The sequence below is a fragment of the Achromobacter sp. genome (assembly GCF_050285565.1).
Lineage (GTDB): Bacteria > Pseudomonadota > Gammaproteobacteria > Burkholderiales > Burkholderiaceae_B > Achromobacter.
Genome location: NZ_JBLZXG010000016.1, coordinates 35,995 through 60,366, shown reverse-complemented (window position 1 = coordinate 60,366; position 24,372 = coordinate 35,995). Strand labels below are relative to the sequence as shown.

Sequence of the window (24,372 nt, the reverse complement as noted above, 5' to 3'; positions counted from 1 at the left end):
TTCAGTAGCGCACATACTCCAGCACCGGCTTGGGCGGCATCGGCGTGTTGGCGGCCGTGCGCGCACGCAGCGCCGGCGCCACCGGCTTGACCGCCGGCCGCAGCACCGTGGCCCTGCCGTGGGATTCATGGGCCGCCTGCAAGGCGGCGGCCGCTTCGGCCGTCATCTGGGTGATGTCCTCGGTGACCTCGCCCAGCGTGGCGGATTGGCTCAGCGACACCTCCACCACTTCCCCCATGATCTCGGTGACGCGGCGCGACGAGGCGACGATGTCTTCCATGGTGGCGCCGGCGGACTGCACTTGGCCGGCGCCGCTCTCGATCTGTTCGACCGAGGTGGTGATCAGGCTTTTGATTTCCTTGGCCGCGGCCGCGCTGTTCTGCGCCAGGCTGCGCACTTCCGCGGCCACCACCGCAAAGCCCTTGCCGTGCGCGCCCGCGCGCGCGGCCTCGACGGCGGCATTCAAGGCCAGGATATTGGTCTGAAACGCGATGCCGTCCATCACGCCGATGATTTCGGAAATACGCTTGGAACTGTCGGTAATCGCGCCCATGGTGCGAACCACCCCGGCCACGGTCTTGCCGCCTTCTTCGGCGACGCGACAGGCGTCGCGCGCCAGGGTATTGGCCTGGCGCGCGCGTTCCGCGTTCTCGGTCAAGCCCTGCACCGCTACCCGCAGCGTCTGCGCCGCGGTAAAGCGCTTGGTGATGTCGGTGGCGAATTTCACCACTTTGAACGGTCTGCCCTCGGCATCGAAAATCGGGTTGTAGCTGGCGTCGATCCACAGATGGCGGCCGTTCTTGCCGATGCGCAGATACTGGCCGGTGTCGTGCTGGCCGCTGCGCAGTTTGCGCCAGAAGTCCGCATAGGCCGCGCCGCGCGCCTCGTCGGGCAACACGAACATGCTGTGGTGGCGCCCACGGATTTCGTCTTCGCGGTAGCCCACCGCGTTCAGGAACAGGTCGTTGGCGCGGATGATGGTGCCATCGAGCTCGAATTCGATAATCGCCTGCACTTTGGAAATGGCTTCCAACTGGCCCTCGGTATCGGCCTGGCGCTGCTGCTGGCCGGTAATGTCGGTGGCGTACTTGACCACTTTGAACGCGCGGCCGTGTTTGTCGAAAATCGGGTTGTAGCTCGCCTGCAGCCAGACGTCGCCGCCGTCCCGGCGCATGCGGCGATAACGTCCCGTGTCGTGCGCGCCGCGGCCCAATTTCTCCCAGAAGGCCAGGTATCCGGCCGACTCCCGCTCCTCGGGCACGACGAACATGCGGTGATGCTGCCCCAGGACTTCGTCCAGTTCATAACCCATGATGTCGAGGAAATTCCGGTTGGCCATCAGCACGTGGCCCTGTAGATCGAATTCGATCACCGCCTGTGCCTTGTGGATGGCCGCGATCTGTCCGTATAGATCCGCTTTTTGCTTGCCACGCTCGGCGCGCAGCAGGCGTTTGAGGGTAAGCCATTGCATGTTGACGTCTCCCGCAGGAAGTGCGACGAGTTTGCTGAAACCAGTGAAGAAACCAGTTGGCTTATCTGAAGCAGACTGCTGGCGCGTCCGGGGAAACGGGGCCGTTGCATGCCGCGCCGCATGCAACGGCTTGCCTGCGTGTCCGTCGCCAGCGTGGCGGCGGCAGGCGGGAGATTACAAAAGACGGAAGAGTGTATCCAGTCGAAAATATTTAATCCTAAAAATGAGCCGTTCTCAATATATTCAGCGCTGATTTACTGAAAAAAAATCCGCCCGTGGCGGGCACGCCATGCGGCGGGATTAACGGGCCCGGGAGGCCGTCCCAATACCAAAGGCCGTATGTGATGCCGCGCTCTTCGGGGACGCAATGGTTATGCGGGAAAGACGCTGATTTCGCCTTCGTCCCGCGCGGCCAGCCGGCCGTGGCTTTGTTGATACTGGCGCGGCGATTGGCCGAAATGCGCACGGAAATCGCGTGAAAAATGCGCGCCGTCGGCAAAGCCGCAATCGAGCGCGATTTGCGTGATGCTGCAGCTATTATTAAGCAGCAGCCAACTGCCATATTCCAGCCGCAATTGCCGTTGAAACGCCATCGGCGACATGCCGGTGGCCAGGCGGAAGGCCCGTTCCAGCTGGCGCCGGCCCACGCCGACATAGCGCGCGATGGCATCCAGCGGCGGCGGGTTGTCGATACGCTGCTCGATGAAATGCGCCGCCTGGCGCACACGCAGGTCCTGGATGCCGGAAAGATCGGTGCGGAAATGCGCCTGTGGCACGCGGCCCGGCCGCGCGCCCTGCAGCATCATGTGGCGCATGGCCTGCTGCGCCTTGTCGCGGCCGCAATGGCGCGCCACCAGGTACAGCCCCAGGTCAATGGCGGCGGTGGAGCCGGCGCAGGAGATCAGGTCGCCCTCGTCGACGAACAGGCGGTCGACCACCGCCCGCGTCTGCGGAAAGCGTTCGCGGAAAGCCTCCAGCACGTTCCAGTGCACGCAGACGGTGCGCGGCCCGATCACATCGGCCTGCGCCAGGGCGAAGGTGCCGGTGCAGATGCCCAGCAGCCGCACCCGCAGCGCCGCCGCCAGCCGCAGCCAATCGCGCAGCGGCTCGGGCATGCGGCCACTGGAATAGTCATTGCCGCCGCAAATGGCGATGTAGTCGAACTGCGCCGGATCGGCCGGCAGGCCAGCCGCCACTTCGATCGTCAGGCCGGCGCTGGAGCAACGCGGCTTGCCGTCCCAGCTCATCACCCGCCAGGCGGTGTGGATCTGGCGGCTGCGGCCGCCATGGTCGCCGGCCAGCCGCAACACGTCGACAAAACCCGCGAACGCCGCCAGCGTGAACTGATCGAGCAGCACGATGCCGATGGTCAGGGCGGGTTTTCCCTGAGGCTGGTGCTCGCCGCCCTCTTCATAGGAGAGCGGCGTGGACGAAGGCGGCGCGGCTGCGGTCATGACGCAATTATTCAAGTTTATGTCCCGCGCCTTCAAGCTCGTTTTCCCGAGCATCGCCCAAGATGCGGCTGTGGTACTTGAGTCAATGAGTCGCGGATCGACAAATCTACAAGGGGAATCCGACATGGCAACAAACACCCGCAGCGCGCTGGGCGCGGCGGCGCTCGGCGCGGGGCTGCTCCTGGCTTCGCAAGCGGCGCTGGCACAGCAGCAGAAAATCACCGTCGCCTGGTATGGCGGCAACTGGGGCGACGCGTTCCGCGCCTGCGTGGCCGAGCCCTACACCAAGGCCACCGGCGTGGCCGTGGTGCCGGAAGTCGGCACCTCCACCACCACGTTGGCCAAGCTGCAACAGCAGAAGGCCGCGCCGACCATCGACGTGGCCTGGATGGACGGCGGCATCAGCGAACTGGCGCAACAGGCCGGCGTGCTGGACGCGCTGGACGCCGGCGCCATCCCCAACCTGAAAAACGTCATCGAGCAGGGCGTGTACCGCGACGGCAACGCCGCCTTCGCGGTCAGCACCGGCTATTACTCGCTCGGCATCACCTACAGCACCAAGGAAGTGACGCAGCCGCCGACCAGTTGGAAGGATTTGTGGAAGCCCGAATACGCCGGCGCGGTGGCGGTGCCCTCGCCCGCCAACTCGTCGGGCGTACCGTTCATCTTCTTCCTGGCGCGGGTGTGGGCGATTGACCCGTCCAACCTGGCGCCCTTGTATTCCAAGCTGGCCTCGCTGGACACCGCGCTGTTCTTCGACAGCTCGGGCGCGGCCACCAACGCCTTCCAGAGCGGCGAGGCGGTGATCGGCGCGCATTTCAACGTCGGCGCCTGGGATCTGATCGACAAGGGCTTGCCGATCGGATTCTCGGTACCCAAGGAAGGCGTGTGGGCCACCGATGCGCGCTTGCACCTGGTCAAGGGCGCGCCCAACAAGGCGGCGGCGCAGAAGTTCATCGACACGGCGTTGACGCCGGACGCGGCCGCCTGCCTGGCGACCAAGCTGTACCTGGGCCCGGCGGTCAAGGACGTGCAGGTATCGCAGGAGGTGGCGCGCAAGCTGCCCTGGGGCGCGGAAGGCTCGGTCAAGAACCTGAGCCTGTTCGACTGGAACATCATCAACGCCCGCCGCGCCGAGGTCACCGACGCGTGGAACCGGCAGGTTGCCCGCAAGCGCTGAGCAAGGTCCGTTTCCCATGTCCGCTTTGCTCACCATCGAAGGCGTGTCGATGCGCTTTGGCGCCTATCAGGCGCTGGATCGCATCGACCTGGCCATCCAGCAGGGGGAGTTCGTGGCGCTGCTGGGCCCCAGCGGCTGCGGCAAAACCACGCTGCTCAAGTCGATCGCCGGCTTTCTCAAGCCGGAGGTTGGCCGCATCCTGATCGACGGCCAGGACGTCAGCCGCCTGCCGGCGCATCACCGCCCGCTCAATACCGTGTTCCAGAACTACGCGCTGTTCCCGCACATGACGGTGCTGGAGAACGTCGCCTATGGCCCGCGGCGCCAGGGCGCCTCGAAGGCGCAAGCTGCGGATCGCGCCCGGGGTGCGCTGGACATGGTCGGCCTGGCCGACTTCGGCCCGCGCTATCCGCGCGAGATGTCCGGCGGCCAACAGCAGCGCGTGGCGCTGGCGCGCGCCATCGTCAACCAGCCCAAGCTGCTGTTGCTGGACGAGCCGCTGTCGGCGCTGGACCTGAAGCTGCGCAAGCGCATGCAGCTTGAACTCAAGCACCTGCAGGCGCGGCTTGGCATCGCCTTCATCTTCGTCACCCATGACCAGGAAGAAGCGATGACCATGGCCGACCGCGTGGTGGTCATGCACGCCGGCCGCATCGAGCAGGTGGGCGCGGGCACCGATATCTATCGTCATCCCGCCACGCGCTTTGTGGCCGAGTTCATCGGTGACGCCAACTTCATCGGCTACAGCGCCATGGCTGACGGCGCGTTGCTGCTGGACGCGCACGCTCTGCGCGTGACGCCGGCCCGGCGCCCGCCAGCGGCGCGCGGCCTGGCGGTATTGCGGCCGGAAGACCTGAGGCTGTGCGAGCGCGCCGACGCCATGCTGACCGGCACCGTAAGCGACGTGATCAACGTCGGCAGCCACAGCATGATCCACGTCGACATCGGCGGCCAGACGCTGGTGGCGCGCCACGGCGGCCTCGCGCCGAGCGGCCTGCGGGCCGGTGGCGAGGTGGCGCTGGCGTTCGCGCCCGACCATCTGCACCTGATCGGCGGCCAGCCATGACGCGGCGCGCCTGGCTCTCTCCCGGCCTGCTGCTGGCGGCCCCGGTGCTGTTCTTCGCGGCTTTTTTCCTGGCGCCGCTGGCGGTGGTGGCGCTGGCCAGCGCCACCGGCGGGCCCGACGGCATGACGCCGACGGCCGCGCAGTACATGAAGGTGCTGGCCGACCAATACCACTGGGACGTGATCCTGGTGACGTTCCGGCTGGCGCTGTTCACCACCCTCGCCTGCCTGCTGCTCGGCTATCCGCTGGCCTGGTACCTGGTGCGCGTGGTGCGCTGGCGGGCCTGGCGGCGCGCCTGCGTGATCCTGCTGGTGGTGCCGCTGTTCACCAGCAACATCGTGCGCGCCTTCGGCTGGATGGTGCTGCTGGGCCGCAACGGGCTGGTGAACCAGGGCTTGATGGCCAGCGGCGCGGTGGACAGGCCGATGCGCTTCATCGGCACCGAGCTGGGCATCCTGATCGGCATGGTCTACGTGCTGCTGCCGTTCGTGGTGCTGGCGGTGGGCAATGCGCTGGCGCGGGTCGATCCGGCCTGCGAGCAGGCCTCGGCCGACCTGGGCGCGAGCCCGGCGGCGACCTTCTGGCACGTGACCTGGCCGCTGACGCTGCCCGGCGTGGTCTCGGGCGCCATCATCGTCTTCACGCTGGCGGTCAGCGCCTACGTGACGCCGGCGCTGCTGTCGGGCGGCCGCGTCACGGTGTTGTCGATGCTGATCTTCCAGCAGTACAGCACGGTGTTCGATTTCCATTACGGCGGCGCGCTGAGCATGGTGCTGCTGGTCTTCACCCTGATCCTGGTGGCGCTGGCCAACCGCGCCGCCACCTTGCCGGGAGCCGCGCGATGATCGCCCGCCACCTGATCCGCCTGACCGCGCTGGCCGTGCTGGCCTACCTGGCGCTGCCGCTCGTGGTGATCCTGGGCGCATCGTTCACCGCCACGCCGTACCTGGCGTTCCCGCCGCAGGGCTGGACGCTGGAGTGGTACCGCACGCTGCTGGTCGAAGCCGGCTACGTGGCCGCGTTCACCACCAGCACGGTGCTGGCGCTGGCCGCGACGGTGGCGGCGGTGCTGCTGACGGTGCCGGCGGCGCTGGCGCTGGCGCGCTACGAGTTCCCGGGCAAGGCCGCGTTGACCTCGGTGCTGATGTCGCCGCTGGTGCTGCCGCACATCGTGCTGGGCGCGGCGCTGCTGCAGTTCGGCGCGTACTTCGGCCTGACCCGCAGCTTCCTGTCGCTCTTGATCGGCCACGTCGTGATCATCGCGCCGTTCGTGTTGCGCTCGACCCTGACGCTGCTGACGCCGGAACAGCGCGCGCTGGAGCAAGCCTCGGCCGACCTGGGCGCCAACCCCTGGACCACGTTCTTCCTGGTGGTGCTGCCGCAGATCCGCCCGGGCATCGTGACCGGCTCGATCTTCGCCTTCATCTCGTCGTGGATCAACGTGGAGCTGTCGATTTTCAACACCACGGCGGACCTGAACACGATCCCCGTGAAGCTTTTCAACTACGTGCAATACACGATCGATCCGACCATCGCAGCCGTATCGGGCGCCACGATCGTGGCTGCGGTGGTCGCCATCGTGATCCTGGATTTGACCGTCGGGCTGGACATGCTGTCCGAACGCGGCAAATAACTTTCCTCTTTCCCCTATCTACCGCCTGGAGTCTCTGTCATGCGCAAGCAAGACGCGTTCGATGTCATCTATACCCATACGGAAGGCGAGCCCCTGTGCATCGTGCATAGTGGCATTCCGTACCCCGCCGGATCCACCATCCTGGAAAAGCGCGCGTTCCTGGAGCAGCACTACGACTGGCTGCGCAAGGCGCTGATGCGCGAGCCGCGCGGCCACAAGGATATGTTCGGCGTGTTCCTCACACCGCCGTCCAGCCGCGAGTACGACGCCGGCCTGATCTACATCGACGGCACCGAGTATTCGCATATGTGCGGCCACGGCACCATCGCTGTCAGCATGGCCATGGTGGCCAATGGCCTGGTGCCGCGCGGCCCGGACGGCATCACCCGCATCCGCTTCGAGACCACCGCCGGACTGGTGGTGTCGGAAGTGGCCTCGGAAGGCGACAGCGTGCTGTGGACCCGCTTCGAGAACGTGCCGGCTTACGTCGCGGCGCAGGACATTCCGGTGGAACTGCCGGGCTACGGCAAGCTGTCGGCCGACATCGTCTGGGGCGGCAACTACTTCGGCATCGTCGACCTGTCGAACTGCGATCTGCGCATCTCGCCCGACAACGGCACCGAACTGTCGCGCATGGGCCTGCTCGTGCGCGACCAGCTCAATGCCCGCCACCGCATCCAGCACCCGACCGAATCGCACATCAACAACCTGAACTTCATCACGTTCTGGCACCAGCCGACCATCGAGGGCGCGTTCTACAAGAACGTGCACGTGTTCAGCGCCGGCCAACTTGACCGCTCGCCCGGCGGCACCGGCACCAGCGCGATGATGGCCATGTTCGAGGCGCGCGGCAAGATGGGCCTGAACCAGCCGATCAAGTCCGAAGGCCTGCTGGGCAGCGGCACCTTCGAAGGCTGCCTGCTGGGCGAGGTCGACCTGAACGGCACCCGCGCGGTGCGGCCGACGGTCAAGGGCACGGCCAGCATCCTGGGCACGGCGCGCTGGGTGATCGACAAGAACGATCCGGTGGGCGCGGGGTTCCTGATCCGCTGAGCAGGCGCGGCGGCCGGCGTGGGCAGGCCGCGCTCGCCGCGGAACGCGCCAGACGCCCCTCAGGCCACTGACCTGTTCTGCGTCGTATGTTCTGCGTCGTATTCACGCCGGACGCGCTCCGCGACATCGTCAACATGCAACGGTATTTCGGCGCGGCGGGGACCTCCGCAACAGCGCACGGCTATGTCGACGGCGTGATCCAGGCCTGCCTGGACCTGACCCATTTTCCAAAACGGGGGGCACGGCGCCATGCCGCCACCCCCAATCTCCGCTTCCTGCATCATCAGAAGCGATGCACCATCGCCTACTCCGTGAACGATGGCCGGTCCGTGACCATTCCGGGCGTGTTCTATGGCGGCCGCGACCATAGCCACCTGCTCCACGAACCTGCCAGGCCATACCGCCTGAGAACCCACCGGAAACTTGCGGCAATCCCGTCGCCGGGCTTAGGATGGAGTCACGGCCAGACCGTGCGCCGGCGCCAGGCGTCCGGCGCGGGCTCGAGCCGGCGCTTGAACCTTGCCAGCGATTCGGGAGCACATCGTGAAGAAAGTTGCTGAGATTCTCAGGGAAAAGGCCAACCCGCCCGTCGTGACCGTCACGCCGGACTCGTCCGTGTACGACGCCATCAAGACCATGGCCGAACGCAGCATCGGCGCCGTGGTGGTGGCGGAAGGCGACGAGGTGCTGGGCATGCTCACCGAGCGCGATTACGCCCGCAAGATCGTGCTGCAGGATCGCTCCTCGCGCACCACCAAGGTCCGCGAGATCATGACGGATTCGGTCTTCTACGTGCGTCCGGAAGACACCCGGGAACACTGTATGGCGCTGATGACCGAGCGCCATTTCCGCCACCTGCCGGTCATCCAGGACCAGAAGCTGGTCGGCCTGGTGTCCATCGGCGACCTGGTCAAGGACGTCATGAGCGAACAGAAGTTCATCATCACCGAACTCGAACGCTACATCACCGGCGAACGCGGCTAAGCCGGCGCACCCGGCCCGGCGAAGATTCGCCGGCTACTGTGCGGGCCTCGCCCCGAGGGTGGCCTTAGCCGCCCGCGAGAATGCGCGAGGCCGGCACGACCAATCCCAGGCCGGCCGCCAGCAGCAGCACGAACACCATGCGCTTGACGGTTTTCATGGAGCCGGCGGTGGCGTAGCGCCGCGCCGCCCAGGTCACCCCGATCACCACCGGCAGCGCCTGCAGGCTGAGCCAGAACGAGGTCGCCCGGAAGCTGCCCTGCCCCGTCACCAGAGCCAGGCGCACCGCCGCATTCAGCGAAAACAGCACCAGCAGGCTGTTGCGGATCGAGGCCAGCGGCAGCGGCTGGCGGTACAGGTGATAGACCATGGGCGGCCCGGCGCTCGAGAACAGTCCGCCCAGCACGCCCGAGACCCCGCCGAAGAACAGGAACGACGCGCGTGACGACAGGCGCGCCAAAGGCTGGGTGCGCGCCACCAGCAACACGGCGCAGGCCATGATGGTGACGCCCAGCAGCAATTGCAGCAATACGGCCATGGCGCCGCTGATCCAGGCCAGCGCGGTCACGCCGACCGCCACGCCCGCCAGGCTGCTGACCAGCGCCGGCGCCATCAACGGCCAGTTGACCTGCGGCTTGGCGCGCGCCAGCGTGACCACCGCGTTCACCAGGGACAGGACGCTGACCACGTTGGCGACCTCGGACACCGACGCCAACTGGAATACCCCGGACAGCCCCAGCAGCACCAGGCCGAAGGCGAAGCCCGTCATGGTCTGGGCGTAGGTCGCCAGCGCCACGCAGGCGAGGAACAATGCGTGTTGGAGGATGCTCATGCTGGGACGGAGCCAGACCTGCCTCGGCTCGGCCCCGCCGCGAAGTCACGCGGCCCGGAGCGGAACGACTGGAGAAACGGCGTATTCAAGAGGGGGATTCGACGGCGGCGATGATAGCACCGGGGCGGCAGGCGGCCCGGCGCTTTTCCTACATTTCGTAATAATCGGATGCGCTCATGCACCCCGCCGCCCGCGTCCGGCCGCTAAGCTTGCCGCCCAGTATGCCCGCCGCGCCCGGCCCGGGCGCGCCCTCCCGGCGCGGCCCGCCCGCCCCTACGCATGACGCCCAAACAGACCACGATCAATACGGTGACCCTGACCTGCTCGACTTGCGGCAGCGCCCAGTTCACCAAGCTCGACACCAACGAATACCAGTGCAGCCATTGCCATGCCGTCACCCTGGTAGAGGACAACGTCGCCCAGCGCCTGGAAAAAATCCTGCGCGGCATGCAGCAGCCGGCGTCCGCCGCCAGGCTACAGCCGGGCGCGGTGGTCGCGATCGCGCTGGCGGTGCTGGCGGCGATCCTGGTGCCGCTGACAGCGGCCTTGTTCAACAATGGCTCGTCGACCCGCCCGCCGTCGCGCACCGCGCCGCCGCCAATCGATGCCGCGCTGGTCAAGCTGACGGAGGTACAGGAAGTGCGCGCGCGCGGCCGCGGCCAACTGGTGATGCTGATGCGCAACGAGACCGGCAAGAAAATCGAGGCGCCGCGCGTCACCGCCACGTTCTATCAGGGCGAGTTGACCCTGAGCGCGGCCTCGGGTTCGCCGATGGCGCGTACCCTGCTGCCCGGTGAATACACGCCGGTGGCGATTTCCCTGCCTGACACCGCCTACAGCCGCTACACCCTGAAGCCCTCCACGCCGTCACTGGCGCTCAGCAGCGCCCGCGACGTCGCCGCCGACAAGGTGCAACTGGTGCGCAACGATGGCGCCTACCGCCTGGTGGGCCTGCTGCGCAACCGGGGCGCCGTCGCCGCCAGCAGCACGCAGGTGACGGTGATGCTCTACGACGAAGACGGCAAGCTGATCGGCACGGGCAATGGCTACGGCTCGGCCAGTCCGCTCGCCCCGGGCGCGGCGACCGCTTTCGATGTGCGCTGCGACATGCTGGCCGACGGCAGGGTCGGGGCCTACGATTACATGGTGCAAAGTGAAGGCTGACCGTTCCCCCGCGCGGCCCCTGTCGCGGCCCGCCCGCGCCGGGCTGGCGCTGATCATCCTCGCCGCCGGGGGCTATGCCCTGGCCAAGTACAACGGTCTGCTGCCCTGGGACGCGCCCAAGGCGGCCGAGACCACGCCGGCGCCGGCCACCGCCGCCGCGGCCGCCGACACGCCGGTCAGCCGTATTGTCCGCGTCAGTCCGGCCAACCCGCGCATCATTGACCAGGTGCGGCTGACCACAGCCGAACTGCTGGATCCGGACTTCGCCCTGTTCGACCCGGCGTGGCTGAGCTTGTCGCCGCCGCGCCGCCTGCTCAACGAGATCGAGCGCCCGCTGCTGCTGGCCGAAGTGGTCAACCGCAGCGACCAGTACGTGGCGCTGTCGCCGGGCATGGAGATCTCGGTGTTCGACGGCTCGCGTCCCTTGCGCCTGCGCCAGGAGTGGTCGCTGCCGGCCATGCTGTATCCGGGCGAGCGCGTTCCGGTGCAACTGAACGGCGAGGATTTCGAGCGCTATTCCGAGGTCAAGACCGACTGGCAGCCGGCCAAACGCGCCGCCTTGCCCGGCAGCCGGCCCAAGCTGGACATCAGCATCGAGAACACCGAGGCCGGCATCGGCACCGGCACCCTGAACTTCACCTATCGCTACCGCTACAAGTACGTCACGGTGCATGGCCGGGTGCGCAATAACGACAGCGCCGAAATCGACAGCGTCAATATCTGGGTCAGTCTCTACGACGCCCAGGACAAGCTGACCGGCGCGCGCTATTCGGCGCTGCGCCTGCCCAGGCTCAAGCCGGGCGAGAGCGCGCCGTTCCAGCTGGACGTCAAGCAATACGGCGCCAACTTCGCCCGCGTGGGCCTGGTGTACGACGCCAAGGCCAACTGACCCGCAGTGTCAAGCCAGCGCATCGGCGCGGCGGCCGCTCACGCCGGCCGCCGCGCCGCCCGTTCCGAGCCTTCACGCCCCAGTCCGACCCCGTTTTTACGCCGGTCAAACCGCCGCCTCCCGCCATGGCCGGCCCCGGGGCGAGGCCCGCAGGCAACGGCTATCGACTCAAGTCTTATATAAGATATAAGACATTTGCTAGCGCCCCCCTCTTCCCTCTACAATTCGGGCCACAACCCTTCTTCCAACCCGACTTTGAGCAGGCCTCACATGCTGGATACTTACCGCCAACACGTTGCCGAACGCGCGGCCCTGGGGATTCCCCCGCTGCCCCTGACGGCAAAACAAACCGCTGAACTGATCGAACTGCTGAAGAACCCGCCCGCCGGCGAAGAGCAGAATCTGGTCGATCTGCTGACCCACCGTGTTCCGGCCGGCGTGGACGACGCCGCCAAGGTCAAGGCTTCGTATCTGGCCGCCGTGGCCCTGGGCACCGAAGCTTGTGCCCTGATCAGCCGCGCCAAGGCGACCGAACTGCTCGGCACCATGCTGGGCGGCTACAACATTGGCCCGCTGGTCCAACTGCTCGACGACCAGGAAATCGGCACGATCGCCGCCGACGCCCTGAAAAAGACCCTGCTGATGTTCGACGCCTTCCACGACGTCAAGGAAAAGGCCGACAAGGGCAACGCCAACGCCAAGTCCGTGATGCAGAGCTGGGCCGACGCCGAATGGTTCACCAGCCGTCCGGAACTGCCCGAAAGCCTGACCATCACGGTCTTCAAGGTGCCCGGCGAAACCAACACCGACGACCTGTCGCCGGCCCCGGACGCCACCACCCGCCCCGACATCCCGATGCACGCCCTGGCGATGCTCAAGAACAAGCGTGACGGCGCCGCCTTCCAACCGGAAGAAGACGGCAAGCGCGGCCCCGTGAAGTTCATCGAATCGCTGAAGGAAAAGGGCCACCTGGTCGCCTACGTCGGCGACGTGGTCGGCACCGGCTCCTCGCGCAAGTCGGCCACCAACTCGGTGCTGTGGTTCACCGGCGAAGACATCCCCTTCGTGCCGAACAAGCGTTTCGGCGGCGTGTGCCTGGGCAACAAGATCGCCCCGATCTTCTACAACACCATGGAAGACGCCGGCGCCCTGCCGATCGAACTCGACGTTTCCAAGATGGAAATGGGCGACGTGGTCGAGCTGCGCCCCTACGAAGGCAAGGCGATCAAGAACGGTGAAGTCATCGCCGAATTCGAAGTCAAGTCCGACGTGCTGTTCGACGAAGTGCGCGCCGGCGGCCGCATTCCGCTGATCATCGGCCGCGGCCTGACCGCCAAGGCCCGTGAAGCCCTGGGTCTGCCGCCCTCGACGCTGTTCCGCCTGCCCAAGGATCCGGTCGATTCCGGCCGCGGCTACACGCTGGCCCAGAAGATGGTCGGCCGCGCCTGCGGCCTGCCGGAAGGCCGCGGCATCCGCCCGGGCACCTACTGCGAACCGAAGATGACCTCGGTCGGCAGCCAGGACACCACCGGCCCCATGACCCGCGACGAACTCAAGGACCTGGCCTGCCTGGGCTTCTCGGCCGACCTGGTGATGCAGTCGTTCTGCCACACCGCCGCCTATCCGAAGCCCGTGGACGTCAAGACGCACCACACGCTGCCTGAATTCATCAGCACCCGCGGCGGCGTCTCGCTGCGTCCGGGCGACGGCGTGATCCACTCGTGGCTCAACCGCATGCTGCTGCCCGACACCGTCGGCACCGGCGGCGACTCGCACACCCGCTTCCCCATCGGCATCTCGTTCCCGGCCGGCTCCGGCCTGGTCGCCTTCGCCGCCGCCACCGGCGTGATGCCGCTGGACATGCCGGAATCGGTGCTGGTGCGCTTCAAGGGCAAGCTGCAGCCCGGCGTCACCCTGCGCGATCTGGTCAACGCCATCCCGCTGTACGCCATCAAGCAGGGCCTGCTGACGGTCGCCAAGCAAGGCAAGAAGAACATCTTCTCCGGCCGCATCCTCGAAATCGAAGGCCTGCCCGACCTGAAGGTCGAACAAGCCTTCGAACTGTCGGACGCCTCGGCCGAGCGTTCGGCCGCCGGCTGCACGGTGCGCCTGAACAAGGAACCGATCATCGAGTACATCAACAGCAACATCGTGATGCTCAAGTGGATGATCGCCAACGGCTACGAAGACGAGCGCACGCTGGGCCGCCGCATCAAGGCGATGGAAGCCTGGCTGGCCGATCCCAAGCTGCTGGAGCCGGATGCCGACGCCGAATACGCCGCGGTCATCGAGATCGACCTGGCCGACGTGCATGAACCCATCGTCGCCTGCCCGAACGACCCCGACGACGTGAAGACGCTGTCGGAAGTCGCCGGCGCCAAGATCGACGAAGTGTTCATCGGCAGCTGCATGACCAACATCGGCCACTTCCGCGCGGCGTCCAAGCTGCTGGAAGGCAAGCGCGACATCCCGGTCAAGCTGTGGGTCGCTCCGCCGACCAAGATGGACGCCACGCAACTGACCGAGGAAGGCCACTACGGCGTGTTCGGCACGGCCGGCGCCCGCACCGAAATGCCGGGCTGCTCGCTGTGCATGGGCAACCAGGCGCAGGTCCGCGAAGGCGCGACGGTCATGTCGACCAGCACCCGCAACTTCCCGAACCGCCTGGGCAAGAACACCAACGTGTACCTGGGTTCGGCCGAACTGGCCGCCATCTGCTCGAAGCTGGGCCGCATCCCGACCAAGGACGAGTACATGGCCGACATGGGCGTCATCAACAAGAGCGGCGACCAGATCTACCAGTACCTGAACTTCGACAAGATCGCCGACTACAAAGACGTGGCGGACGTGATCGAGGTGTAAGCCTCGCCACGCTGGCATGCCTGTGACACGGCCCCGGAGCGATCCGGGGCCGTTTTCTTTTGCGGCCGCGCGGCGCCGCAGGCCGCATCCATCGTGGACTGCGGCCCGAGCCTTTCGTCCGAAATTCAGGGACGGAACTTTTTCGGCGATACGTTTTCATACAATCACTGCAAATCGTGACACACCAGACGTAACCGCCGCCCGCCGGCCCCCGGAGAAGACCGCCCATGACACGGCTCTTGATGCCGCTGCCACTGCTGACCGCGCTGGCCGGCTGCGCCACCGCGCCGCCCTCGAATCCCGAGAACATCTGCGCCATCTTCCGCGAGAAACCGGACTGGCACGATGCCGCGCTGAAGGTGCAGAAGAAATGGGGCGCGCCGGTGCCGGTGCCGATGGCGATGATGTACCAGGAATCCAGCTTCAAGCAGGACGCGGTGCCGCCGCGCTATTACTTCCTGGGCATCATCCCGTGGGGCCGCGTCAGCTCCGCCTACGGCTACGCCCAGGCCAAGGACGAGACCTGGGCCGATTACAAGAAGGATGCGGGCGGCTGGGGCGCCAGCCGCGACAATTTCGCCGACGCGCTGGACTTCATGGGCTGGTACATGAGCCGCACCCAGCGCCTGAACGGCGTCTCGAAATGGGACGCCTACGGTCAATACCTGAACTACCACGAGGGCTGGACCGGCTACCGCAACCGCAGCTACGACCGCAAGGCGTGGTTGAAAACGGTGTCGCAGAAAGTCCAGGCGCGGGCCGACAAATTCGCCAGCCAGTACAAGCATTGCGAAAAAGACCTGACGCGCGGCGGCTGGTTCTTCTGATCCACCGGCCGCGCCTTCAGGCCTGCACGCCCAGCCGGTAGACCACCGTGTCCAGCCGGCTCACGCCGCGTTCGGCGAACTTCGGCTCCTTGGCCAGGATGTCTCGGCGGTCGATGATGACCGCTGGCGAGACGCCGCTGAACAGGCTTCGCATCTCGGCATCGGCCACCGCGAACGGCGGCCCGTCCATCTCTTGTTGCGGGTAGTCCAGGGTGATCAGCAGGCCGCGATAGCCGGGCGCCAATTGGCCGTAGACATGCCGCACGTAATCGGCGCGCATATCGGCCGGCAGCGCGACCAGCGCGGCGCGGTCGTATGCGCCCACGCAGTGCGACAGCAGCGGCGCATCCAGCTTGAAGATGTCGCCGCAGATGATTTCGATATTGCCCGCCACGTAGTGCTTGCCATAGGCGGTTTCGTGGATGAGCGGCTTGAGCTCGTTCTCGATGAAGAACTGTTCGACGGCCAATTGCGACAGTTCCACGCCCAGCACCTGGAAGCCCTGGGCCGCCAGCCACACCATGTCCAGCGACTTGCCGCACAGTGGCACCAGCACCTTGCCGCCCGCCGGCACCGAGAGGGTCGGCCAGTATTTCTGCAGCAGCGGCGTCACGCGTGTTTGATGAAAATGCGTGCGCCCGTCGCGCCAGCGCTCCAACCAGAATTCCGCGTCCATGTTTGTTTTTGTCCTCCGGAAAAATCCGCGAATCGCGCGATTCGCCTATACCGCCGCGCGCCGGTGCGCGGCCTGGCTATTTGATCGGGATACTACCTGCCGCACGCCGGTTCCAAGGAGTGGAACAAGCGCCCGAAAGCCATGCTTACCGGTGTCCGCGCCCGGCGTGCCCCGGGGAACCTGGCCGGACACTTCCCGAATACTAGGGTTTATCCCGATTCTGGACATGCATCCGCCCCCGCCCGGCGCGCGTAAGTGACGTCGACGGCCAACCAAAAAGGAGATCGTCATGAAATTGCTAGCCTCGATTGCCATCGCCTCCTCCGCCCTGACCCTGTCGCCCACCTTCGCGGCCGACGTCATGGTGGGCGGTCAAGCGATGATGCCCAGCAAGACTATCGTCGACAACGCGGTCAACTCCGCAGACCATACCACCTTGGTGGCCGCGGTAAAGGCGGCCGGCCTGGTGGACACGTTGCAGGGCAAAGGCCCCTTCACCGTCTTCGCGCCCACCAACGCCGCTTTCGCCAAGCTGCCGGCCGGTACCGTCGACACCCTGGTCAAGCCGGAAAACAAGGCGGTTCTGACCAAGATCCTGACTTACCACGTCGTGCCCGGCAAGCTGGACTTCGACGCGCTGGCCGCCCGTGCCAAAAAGGGCGGGGTCACCGAACTGGCCACCGCCAGCGGCGGCAAGCTGTGGGTTTTGATGAACGGCAAGCACAACCTGGTCGTCAAGGACGAAAAAGGCGGTGTCGCCAACATCAGCACCTACGATGTCTACCAGTCCAACGGCGTGATCCACGTGATCGACACGGTGCTCATGCCCAAGTAAGCGCGTGCGGCACGCGGCCGGGCAACGGTCAGCGGGTTCGGGCCCGGCGGCAACGCCGGGCCCTTGTGCATGGGGCGGTGCAGCCGCGCGGATCCGCTATGGCGCGCAACATGCCGCCCTGATGCGGCGCCTGGGCGTGATCTGGATACCGCTGGAGTCCGGCGCGCCCGGCATCGAATTCGAACACCCGCTGGGCGGCACGGATACCCTGGCCACCGCGATGGCGGCGCAGCGCCTGGCGGAAGTCTGCCGGCTGGCGCCGACCTACATACGCACGCTCGGACAACTGGCGCCCGGCCGCTACGCCGTGCCGCCCGAACGCCGGGCGATGTTCGATTTTCCCGGTAGCGGTGTCGATGAACTGGGCCGCTTCGAACTGCGCCGCGAGCATCTGGTGCTGCTGCGCGCCGCGAATTGGCGGGAAGCGGGCCAGGACGAAGTGGCAGCGGTGCTGCGCGCAGGCGACGCCCACTGGCCGATGCCGTACATCGACGGCAAGCGCCCCTATGGCGACAGCAGTTATTACCAGATCGACATGGCGCGGCTGCTGGGCCAGCCTTATCCGGTGGACGCCAAGGGCTACGCCATCACCGACTCCGCCAAGGACGCCCGCCTGGAAAGCCTGCATCGGCAGACGGCCGCGGCGTTGCAGGTGTTCCTGGCGCACGCCCGCGCCTGAAGCACTGCCGGCCCGCGCGGCGTGCCAAGGCGCGTTACGGCCGCGCGAAGAAATGGCGGATGTCGTCGGCCACCGGCACCGCCGCCAGGATCAGCAGGAACAGCGCCAGCGGCAGGGTCGAGCCGAAACCATAGTGGTAGAAGGAGTAGGCGCCCACCACGCCGCCGGTGAAGAACAACGTCACCAGCGTGCTGAGCACCATGAGCTTGCCGCGGTCGGCGCGCACCCGCGGTCCGCCGGCCGCGTCGTCGTGGGCCAGGTTCCAGTAGAACAGCTTGCCCAGTTCAATACCGATGTCGGTGACCATGCCGGTCACGTGGGTCGTGCGGATCTCGGACTTGGAAACCTTGGTGATCATCGCGTTCTGCAAACCCATGATGTAGCACAGCAGCATCACGGTGCCCGGCACGTAGAACCAGCGCAGGTTCCCGAGGTTCGCGCCCAACAGGCCGAAAACCAGCAGCAGCACGGCTTCGAGCACCAGCGGCAGCGCGAACTCGCTGGCCAGATGCGAACGCCGCCCGAAATTGATCAGCGAGGCCGAGGTCGCCGCGCCCGCCAGGAACGACAGCAGCGCGGCCAACCCTTGCAACACCACCGCCACGCTACCCAGCACCATGTGGTCGGCCATCATCGAAACAATGCCGGACATGTGCGAGGTGTACTGCTGCACCGCCAGGAATCCGCCAGCGTTGACCGCGCCGGCGACGAAGGTGAGGAAATAGGCCAACCGCCGGTTGGCCTGCGGCGTGCGGCTGACCGCGGTGAGCTGACGCAGGAAAGGGATGGACATGGCGACGCGCTGCGCTAACGCACGGGGAAAGCGGTATCGTCCGTGAACTCGGCCAAGCCGGCGGCGCGCGCGTAGCGCTTCATAGCGGGAACTCCCGGAAAAAAAGCGGCGCGGCCAGCGAACGGGCCGCGCCCGGTTCCAGGATTCTACCCGCCCTGTCGCCCGCACCGCCGCGGCCCGTCGCCGCAACCGGCCTTTTTTCAGTCCGAGCCGCCGTCCGCTCAGACGCGGTCGGACTCGTTCAACTGCTTCCTGCGGAATTCACCTTGGCGCGTGAGCATCCAGCCCGGATACTCGGGGGGCAAGGCGCTCACCTGGTCCAACGCCGCCAGCTCTGGCGCCGTCAGGCGGATTGCCGTGGCCGCGAGGTTGTCGTCCAACTGGTCGACCCGCTTGGCGCCGATGATGACGCTGGTGACCGCCTTCTGATGCAGCAGCCAGGCCAGCGCCACCTGCGCCACCGAGACGCCGCGCGCGTCGGCCACCTGGCGCAGGACGTCGATGCTGTCGAAGGCGCGCTCGCGGTCGACCGGCGGAAAATCGAACTGGGCGCGGCGATCGCCGGCGGCGGCCTGACCGTCGCGACGGTACTTGCCGCTGAGCAGCCCGCCGGCCAGCGGGCTCCACACCATCAGGCCGACGCCCTCGCTTTGCAGCAGGGGAACGAGCTCGCGCTCCAGGTCGCGGCCGGCGATGGTGTAGTAGGCCTGCAGCGATTCGAAGCGGGCCAGGCCGAGGCGCTCGGCGATGCCCAGCGCCTTCATGATCTGCCAGGCCGCCCAGTTGGACACGCCGACGTAGCGCACGTGTCCGTGCTGCACCAGGTTGTCGAGCGCGCGCACCGTTTCCTCGATCGGGGTGGCCGGATCGAAGCCGTGGATCTGGTAGAGGTCGATATGGTCCAGCCGCAGGCGCGCCAGGCTCTGCTTGACGCCTTCCATGATGTGAAAGCGCGAATTGCCGCGGGCATTGACGCCCGCGCCGGTCTGGCCGAACACCTTGGTGGCGATGACCACCTCGTCGCGCGCCACTTTCAGGTCGCGCAGCGCCTGTCCTGTGATGATCTCGGAACGGCCTTCCGAATACACGTCGGCGGTGTCGATGAAGTTGACTCCGGCTTCCAGCGCGCGGCCCACCAGCCGGTTGGCGTCTTCCTGCTGCAAGTCGCCGATCTTGCTCCACAGCTCGCCTTCGCCGCCGAAGGTCATCGTGCCCAGGCACAGTTCCGAGACGAACAGGCCGGTGTTGCCGAATTTCTTGTACCGCATGATTGCACTCCTTCTAGGGGCGCGGCGCGGAACCGGCCCGGGATGGAACGGCGCCGGCGCACGTCCGGGGTGGACACAGTATGCGGCGCCGGGCCGGTGCCGGGCGATGCGCGATCCTGCCCTTTTTTTGCCTGATTCTCTGGCGCCATCGGCCAGGTGGGGCCGGCGCACCCGATTCTCCACATTTTTTGCCTGATTCTCCGAGCCCGGCAACGCGGCCGTCCGCGCCGCCGCGGGTTGGGTCTACACTCGACACCGCCTGATCCTCCAGCGCCCCGCCCGCCCCCGCGCACGCCAGGCCGCCTTTTTCCGGAGCCCGCCCATGCCTGCCTCCCCCACCACCGCCACGCCGCCCCCGGTCTTCGAACCCGCCCGGCACGAACTGCTGTGCCTGCTCGAGCGCCTGACCGGCACGCTCGAAGGCTCGCTCGACACGCCCATCGAGGGTCTGTACCTGCACCGCATCTCGCAGCCTACCGGCCCCAAGCCAGCCTTGCAGAAGGCCGCGCTGGCCGTGATCGCGCAAGGATCCAAGCGGGTGCTGATCGGTGACGAAGCCTACGAGTATGACCCGTTCCACTACCTGATTTCGTCGGTCGACCTGCCGGTGGTGGCCAAGGTCTCGGTGGCCAGCCCCACCCTGCCCTACCTGGGCCTGCGGCTGGACCTGAATCCCGAGGAAATCACCGCCCTGATCAGCGACGCGAACCTGCCGCCGCCGGTGCCGGCCGAAGCCTCGCGCGCCATGTGCGTCAATCCGCTCGGCGGCACGCTGCTGGAGGTGGTGCTGCGCCTGCTGCGGCTGCTCGATACGCCGCGTGACATTCCGATCCTGGCGCCCATGGTCAAGCGCGAGCTGCTGTACCGTTTGCTGATGAACGGCCAGGGCGCGGTGCTGCGCCAGACCGTGCTGCAGGACAGCCAGCTCAACCGCGTGGCCAAGGCGATCCGCATCCTGCGCGACAACTACGCGCTGCCGCTGCGGGTCGAGGAGATCGCGCGCGACGTGCACATGAGCGTGTCGTCGCTGCATCATCATTTCAAGCAGGCCACCGCCATGAGCCCGCTGCAGTACCAGAAACACCTGCGGCTGCAGGAAGCTCGCCGCTTGATGCTGACCGACGATGCCGGCGTCGCGCTGGCCGCGCACGCGGTGGGCTACGAAAGCTCGTCGCAGTTCAGCCGCGAGTACAGCCGCCTGTTCGGCGCGCCCCCGTTGCGCGACAAGCAGCGCTGGAAGGACGAGGCCCTGGCGGCCTGAAGGGGCGACGGCGCCAGCCAGCCCAATCACGCAATCCGATTTTTTTCACCCGGCCTGCATCCAAAAGCGTTTCCCGCGTGTAGTACCCGCAACGACGCGCATCCCGTGCGTCGTTGCAGACAGATCCCCTAATCGCAGGAGACCGCTCATGAAGACTCGACGCATCGCCGGCCGCCCGGCCATCCAACTGTTCGCCGTCGCCGTCCTGGCCGCTGGCGGCACGCTCGGCCTTTCCCCGGCCATGGCCTATTCGCAGGACACCTTGCCCGCCAGCATCCTGGTGCCGGCCGGCCACAAGGTGGCCTGGGAAACCACGGGCGTCGGCGAAATCACCTACGAATGCCGCGCCAAGGCGGACGCCAAGGATCAGGCCGAATGGGTCTTCGCCGGCCCGAAAGCGGTACTGAAAGACCGCCAGGGCCAGCAGGTCGGCACCTACTACGGCCCGCCCGCCACCTGGGAAGCGACGGATGGTTCCAAGCTGACCGGCACCCAGGTCGCCGTCGCACCGGCCGGCGCGGGCAACCTGCCCTACCAATTGGTCAAGGCCAATCCCGCCATGGGCAAGGGCGCGCTGACCGGCGTCGCCTACATCCAGCGCACGGCGCTCAAGGGTGGCGTCGCGCCGCAGGCGCCCTGCACCAGCGCCACGCTGGGGCAGCGCAGCCAGGTCTCCTACCAGGCCGACTACATTTTCTGGAAGGCAGACTGAACCCGGCGCGATGCGGGCGGTGGAACTCCAGTAAGATGCCCCCATCCGCCGCCCGCGCCGCGCCCGGGCTCAACTTTCCCGCGAGCATGCCGAACAGACCTGCCCCGGATTTCGACTACGAAGCGACCCTCAGGGCGTGCGCGGCCGGCCACCGGCCGGCACTGGAGGCGCTCTACCTCCAGGAGGGCGCGCGCCTGCTGGGCGTGGCCCAGCGTATCCTGCGCGACCGCGCGCGGGCGGAAGACATCGTGCATGACGCCTTCGTCAATATCTGGAAGCAGGCGGCCACCTTCGAGGCCGCCCGCGGCTCGGCGCGCGGCTGGATTTACAGCGTGGCCCGCAATCTGGCGCTGAACGCGGTGCGCGATGACCGCCGCGAGACCGGCGTGGACGACCATACCGCGGCCGCCCTGGACATCCGCGACTCGATGCAGGCCTGGCATGACACCCGCGACGCCTTCGAATGGCGCGACAGCGCCGGCCGCATCGGCCCGTGCCTGGAACAACTGGAACCGGTGCGCCGCAACTGCCTGCTGCACGCCTATGTCGAGGGCCTGTCCCATGGCGAAATCGCCCAGCGCCTGGGGGCGCCCCTGGGCACGGTCAAGGCCTGGATCAAGCGCAGCCTGAAGGCGCTGAAGGAGTGCCTGGCATGAACGCGCAACCCGAAACGCCGGAAGGCATGGACGAACTGGCGGGTGAATACGTGCTGGGCACCTTGCCCGGTGACCGCCGCCGCGAGGTCGAAAACCGCCTGCCCCATGACGCCGCGCTGCGCGCCGCGGTGGCGCGCTGGGAGGAGCGGCTGCTGCCGTTGACCGCGCTGGCGACGCCGGTCGAGCCATCGCCGGGCCTGTGGCCGCGCATCGCCGCCACCCTCGACGCACGCCGGGCGGCACCCGCGCGCGCGCCCGCCCGGGCCCGTCCGCGGCTCTGGGACAACCTGGGATTCTGGCGCGGCGCCGCCGCCTGCGGCCTGACGGCGGCCCTGGCCCTGGCGGTCACGCTGGCGTTGCGGCCCGCCCAGGCGCCGGCCACGATGCAGTACATGGTGGTGCTGGTGGCGCCGCAATCGCAGACGCCGGGCTGGGTGGTCCAGGCCCGGGCTGGCCAGCGCGAGGTGCAACTGGTGCCGCTTGCCGCGGTCCAGGTGCCGCCCGACCGCGCCCTGGAGTTCTGGACCAAGGCCGACGGCTGGGCGGGACCGGTATCACTAGGGCTGATCAAGCCCGGCGAACCCGTGCGCATCCCGCTCGAACAGTTGCCGCCGCTGGAACCGAACCAGCTGTTTGAGCTGACATTGGAGCCCGCCACCGGCTCGCCGATCGGCAAACCCACCGGGCCGATCCAGTTCATCGGCCGCGCCGTGAAGATGATGTAGCCGCGCCGGCCTACTTCTTGCGGAACGGGTAGGCCTGCTGCGCCAGGAACGTGCCCGGCATGTCGTTATCCAGAATGCCGTAGTTCTCGGGCAGGCGCTTGCCGGTGCCGCGCACCGCCGTGCCGAACAGGTAGTCGATGAACGACAGATGCGCCGCGTAGTTTTTGTCGATCGCCTCGGTATCGGACGAATGGTGCCAGTGGTGGAAATCCGGCGTCACGATCACGTAGCGCAGCCAGCCCCACGGCAGTTTGACATTGGAATGGATCAGCACCGCCTGGAAGCCGACGATGATGATGTAGGCGTCCAGCACCGGTTTGGAAAAACCCAGCGCGAACAGCACGCCCAGCACCGCCACCCGCGTGATCAGCAGTTCGACGATATGCAGGCGCGAGCCGGCCAGCCAGTCGAGCGTGCGGGTGCTGTGATGCACCGCGTGAATGCGCCACAGGAATGGCACCTCGTGGTACGCGCGGTGCGCGGCGTATTGCACCAGGTCGGCCACCAGCACCGCCACGAACAGCTCCGCCAGATACGGCAGCGACTGGATGGCCTGCTGCAGCGGCTCGTAGGCCGCCCACGAGAACAGCCGGTGCACGAAGAAGTTGATGCACAGCAGCACCGCGCCCACCGAAAGGTGGTTGAACAGGAAGTGCTTCATGTCCACCTGCCATTCGCCGCGGAACACCGGTTGGCCCGGATACAACGGGAACAGCTTCTCGAAGATGATGAACACGGTGCTGGAGGCCAGCAGGTCGAGGATGAACCAGTCCAGGCCCAGGTAGGGATGATTGCCGGTGTTCGAGGAGGTCACCGCCACCTGGCTGCCGCCGGCGGCGACCGCGCCGCACACCAGCACGAACGCGGCGATGTTGAGCCAGCGCTGGCGGCCGAAGACGATATTGGTCAGGGCGATGGTGCCCGACGCCAGCAAGGCGGCGAACAGCAACGTGCGCATCGCGTCCACCGTATAGAAGCTGCGCAGCTCCGGGGTCGTCAGATAGGCCGGAAAGTGAAACGCCAGCACGCCCAGCACGGACAGGATCGCCAGGAACAGCGCGATAACCCCTGTGATCATGCCGGTGCCCGGATGGATGCGGCCGTCCTGCTTGAACAGATCCAGAACTCGGCGATAGATGGGCACGCGCAGATTCATTTCACTTTTATGGCGGACGACGGGGAAGCGAGTGTATCGCCGGCCCCCAACCGCCCATGTAAACAAACGTGAAAAGATAAGACCAAGAAACCGCGCGCGGCGCCCCCCCTTGCGTGGCATCAAATCCGGCTTGCCGCTGGCCGTCTGGCGGGTTGACTTTGCCGCGCCATTGGGCTGTCATGGAACCGACAGCTCATTT

General features: G+C 66.9%; 23 protein-coding genes and 1 pseudogene. 17 read left to right on the top strand and 7 right to left on the bottom strand.

Annotated features, from left to right (window positions below; translation table 11 throughout):
• Position 1: 1 nt before the first annotated feature.
• Both ACN6O8_RS25725 and ACN6O8_RS25720 read right to left on the bottom strand, forming a co-directional pair.
• Positions 2–1,471, bottom strand: coding sequence for a methyl-accepting chemotaxis protein (locus tag ACN6O8_RS25725; RefSeq protein WP_427993794.1), 1,470 nt, complete (start codon positions 1,469–1,471; stop codon positions 2–4).
• Positions 1,472–1,842: 371 nt separating this feature from the next.
• Positions 1,843–2,925 carry a GlxA family transcriptional regulator gene (locus ACN6O8_RS25720; protein ID WP_427993793.1) on the bottom strand — a complete coding sequence of 361 codons (1,083 nt, stop codon included), beginning with the start codon at positions 2,923–2,925 and terminating at the stop codon, positions 1,843–1,845.
• Between the two features lie 124 nt (positions 2,926–3,049).
• On the opposite strand from ACN6O8_RS25720, the gene ACN6O8_RS25715 reads away from it, so the two are divergent.
• The 7 genes from ACN6O8_RS25715 (at position 3,050) to ACN6O8_RS25685 (ending at position 8,841) form a co-directional block, all read left to right on the top strand.
• Positions 3,050–4,105, top strand: coding sequence for an ABC transporter substrate-binding protein (locus tag ACN6O8_RS25715; protein ID WP_427993792.1), 1,056 nt, complete (start codon positions 3,050–3,052; stop codon positions 4,103–4,105).
• Positions 4,106–4,121: 16 nt separating this feature from the next.
• A complete protein-coding gene (locus tag ACN6O8_RS25710) occupies positions 4,122–5,171 on the top strand; it encodes an ABC transporter ATP-binding protein (protein ID WP_427993791.1) in 1,050 nt (349 codons plus the stop codon).
• Positions 5,168–6,016, top strand: coding sequence for an ABC transporter permease (locus ACN6O8_RS25705; RefSeq protein WP_427993790.1), 849 nt, complete (start codon positions 5,168–5,170; stop codon positions 6,014–6,016). Before ACN6O8_RS25710 ends, ACN6O8_RS25705 begins: the two co-directional genes overlap by 4 nt.
• A complete protein-coding gene (locus ACN6O8_RS25700) occupies positions 6,013–6,804 on the top strand; it encodes an ABC transporter permease (protein ID WP_427993789.1) in 792 nt (263 codons plus the stop codon). The genes ACN6O8_RS25705 and ACN6O8_RS25700 overlap by 4 nt, the downstream gene beginning before the upstream one ends.
• A gap of 39 nt (positions 6,805–6,843) precedes the next feature.
• Positions 6,844–7,857 carry a proline racemase family protein gene (locus ACN6O8_RS25695; RefSeq protein WP_427993788.1) on the top strand — a complete coding sequence of 338 codons (1,014 nt, stop codon included), beginning with the start codon at positions 6,844–6,846 and terminating at the stop codon, positions 7,855–7,857.
• Between the two features lie 86 nt (positions 7,858–7,943).
• Positions 7,944–8,417: a type II toxin-antitoxin system RelE/ParE family toxin gene (locus ACN6O8_RS25690; RefSeq protein WP_427993787.1), complete on the top strand. Its 474-nt coding sequence runs from the start codon at positions 7,944–7,946 to the stop codon at positions 8,415–8,417.
• On the top strand, positions 8,401–8,841 hold the full coding sequence (locus tag ACN6O8_RS25685; RefSeq protein WP_427993786.1) for a CBS domain-containing protein: 441 nt from the start codon (positions 8,401–8,403) through the stop codon (positions 8,839–8,841). The genes ACN6O8_RS25690 and ACN6O8_RS25685 overlap by 17 nt, the downstream gene beginning before the upstream one ends.
• A gap of 64 nt (positions 8,842–8,905) precedes the next feature.
• Here ACN6O8_RS25685 and ACN6O8_RS25680 read toward each other — a convergent pair whose 3' ends face one another.
• A complete protein-coding gene (locus tag ACN6O8_RS25680) occupies positions 8,906–9,670 on the bottom strand; it encodes a TSUP family transporter (protein WP_427993785.1) in 765 nt (254 codons plus the stop codon).
• Between the two features lie 279 nt (positions 9,671–9,949).
• On the opposite strand from ACN6O8_RS25680, the gene ACN6O8_RS25675 reads away from it, so the two are divergent.
• The 4 genes from ACN6O8_RS25675 to ACN6O8_RS25660 all read left to right on the top strand — a co-directional run bounded on the left by ACN6O8_RS25675 (position 9,950) and on the right by ACN6O8_RS25660 (position 15,412).
• Positions 9,950–10,834, top strand: coding sequence for an FxLYD domain-containing protein (locus ACN6O8_RS25675; RefSeq protein WP_427993784.1), 885 nt, complete (start codon positions 9,950–9,952; stop codon positions 10,832–10,834).
• The gene (locus ACN6O8_RS25670) at positions 10,824–11,723 is read left to right on the top strand and encodes an FxLYD domain-containing protein (RefSeq protein ID WP_427993783.1); all 900 of its coding nucleotides are present in this window, start codon (positions 10,824–10,826) and stop codon (positions 11,721–11,723) included. The genes ACN6O8_RS25675 and ACN6O8_RS25670 overlap by 11 nt, the downstream gene beginning before the upstream one ends.
• 270 nt (positions 11,724–11,993) lie before the next feature.
• Positions 11,994–14,585, top strand: coding sequence for a bifunctional aconitate hydratase 2/2-methylisocitrate dehydratase (gene acnB / locus ACN6O8_RS25665; RefSeq protein WP_427993782.1), 2,592 nt, complete (start codon positions 11,994–11,996; stop codon positions 14,583–14,585).
• Positions 14,586–14,812: 227 nt separating this feature from the next.
• On the top strand, positions 14,813–15,412 hold the full coding sequence (locus ACN6O8_RS25660) for a hypothetical protein (protein ID WP_427993781.1): 600 nt from the start codon (positions 14,813–14,815) through the stop codon (positions 15,410–15,412).
• Positions 15,413–15,428: 16 nt separating this feature from the next.
• On the opposite strand, the gene ACN6O8_RS25655 is transcribed toward ACN6O8_RS25660, so the two are convergent.
• A complete protein-coding gene (locus ACN6O8_RS25655; RefSeq protein WP_427993780.1) occupies positions 15,429–16,088 on the bottom strand; it encodes a thiopurine S-methyltransferase in 660 nt (219 codons plus the stop codon).
• 289 nt (positions 16,089–16,377) lie between these two features.
• Here ACN6O8_RS25655 and ACN6O8_RS25650 point away from each other — a divergent pair, with 289 nt between their 5' ends.
• The gene (locus ACN6O8_RS25650; RefSeq protein WP_427993779.1) at positions 16,378–16,923 is read left to right on the top strand and encodes a fasciclin domain-containing protein; all 546 of its coding nucleotides are present in this window, start codon (positions 16,378–16,380) and stop codon (positions 16,921–16,923) included.
• Between the two features lie 136 nt (positions 16,924–17,059).
• Positions 17,060–17,602 (top strand): hypothetical protein, encoded by a 543-nt coding sequence (locus ACN6O8_RS25645; protein WP_427993778.1) that lies wholly within the window; start codon positions 17,060–17,062, stop codon positions 17,600–17,602.
• Between the two features lie 55 nt (positions 17,603–17,657).
• Here the strand turns inward: ACN6O8_RS25645 and ACN6O8_RS25640 are convergent.
• Both ACN6O8_RS25640 and ACN6O8_RS25635 read right to left on the bottom strand, forming a co-directional pair.
• Positions 17,658–18,395 (bottom strand): annotated as a pseudogene (locus ACN6O8_RS25640) (YoaK family protein); the annotation flags it as partial.
• A 221-nt stretch (positions 18,396–18,616) separates the two neighbouring features.
• Entirely contained in the window at positions 18,617–19,663 is a 1,047-nt protein-coding gene (locus ACN6O8_RS25635) for an aldo/keto reductase (RefSeq protein WP_427993777.1), read from the bottom strand.
• A gap of 322 nt (positions 19,664–19,985) precedes the next feature.
• Between ACN6O8_RS25635 and ACN6O8_RS25630 the strand changes: the two genes are divergently transcribed.
• The 4 genes from ACN6O8_RS25630 (at position 19,986) to ACN6O8_RS25615 (ending at position 23,017) form a co-directional block, all read left to right on the top strand.
• Complete coding sequence (locus ACN6O8_RS25630) at positions 19,986–20,924, top strand: AraC family transcriptional regulator N-terminal domain-containing protein (RefSeq protein WP_427993776.1); 939 nt, start codon at positions 19,986–19,988, stop codon at positions 20,922–20,924.
• A 148-nt stretch (positions 20,925–21,072) separates the two neighbouring features.
• The gene (locus ACN6O8_RS25625) at positions 21,073–21,636 is read left to right on the top strand and encodes a DUF3455 domain-containing protein (protein WP_427993775.1); all 564 of its coding nucleotides are present in this window, start codon (positions 21,073–21,075) and stop codon (positions 21,634–21,636) included.
• Between the two features lie 86 nt (positions 21,637–21,722).
• Positions 21,723–22,292 (top strand): sigma-70 family RNA polymerase sigma factor, encoded by a 570-nt coding sequence (locus tag ACN6O8_RS25620; RefSeq protein ID WP_427993774.1) that lies wholly within the window; start codon positions 21,723–21,725, stop codon positions 22,290–22,292.
• Positions 22,289–23,017: an anti-sigma factor gene (locus ACN6O8_RS25615; RefSeq protein ID WP_427993773.1), complete on the top strand. Its 729-nt coding sequence runs from the start codon at positions 22,289–22,291 to the stop codon at positions 23,015–23,017. The genes ACN6O8_RS25620 and ACN6O8_RS25615 overlap by 4 nt, the downstream gene beginning before the upstream one ends.
• 10 nt (positions 23,018–23,027) lie before the next feature.
• Here the strand turns inward: ACN6O8_RS25615 and ACN6O8_RS25610 are convergent, their stop codons facing one another.
• Positions 23,028–24,173 carry a sterol desaturase family protein gene (locus ACN6O8_RS25610; RefSeq protein WP_427993772.1) on the bottom strand — a complete coding sequence of 382 codons (1,146 nt, stop codon included), beginning with the start codon at positions 24,171–24,173 and terminating at the stop codon, positions 23,028–23,030.
• Between the last annotated feature and the right edge of the window lie 199 nt (positions 24,174–24,372).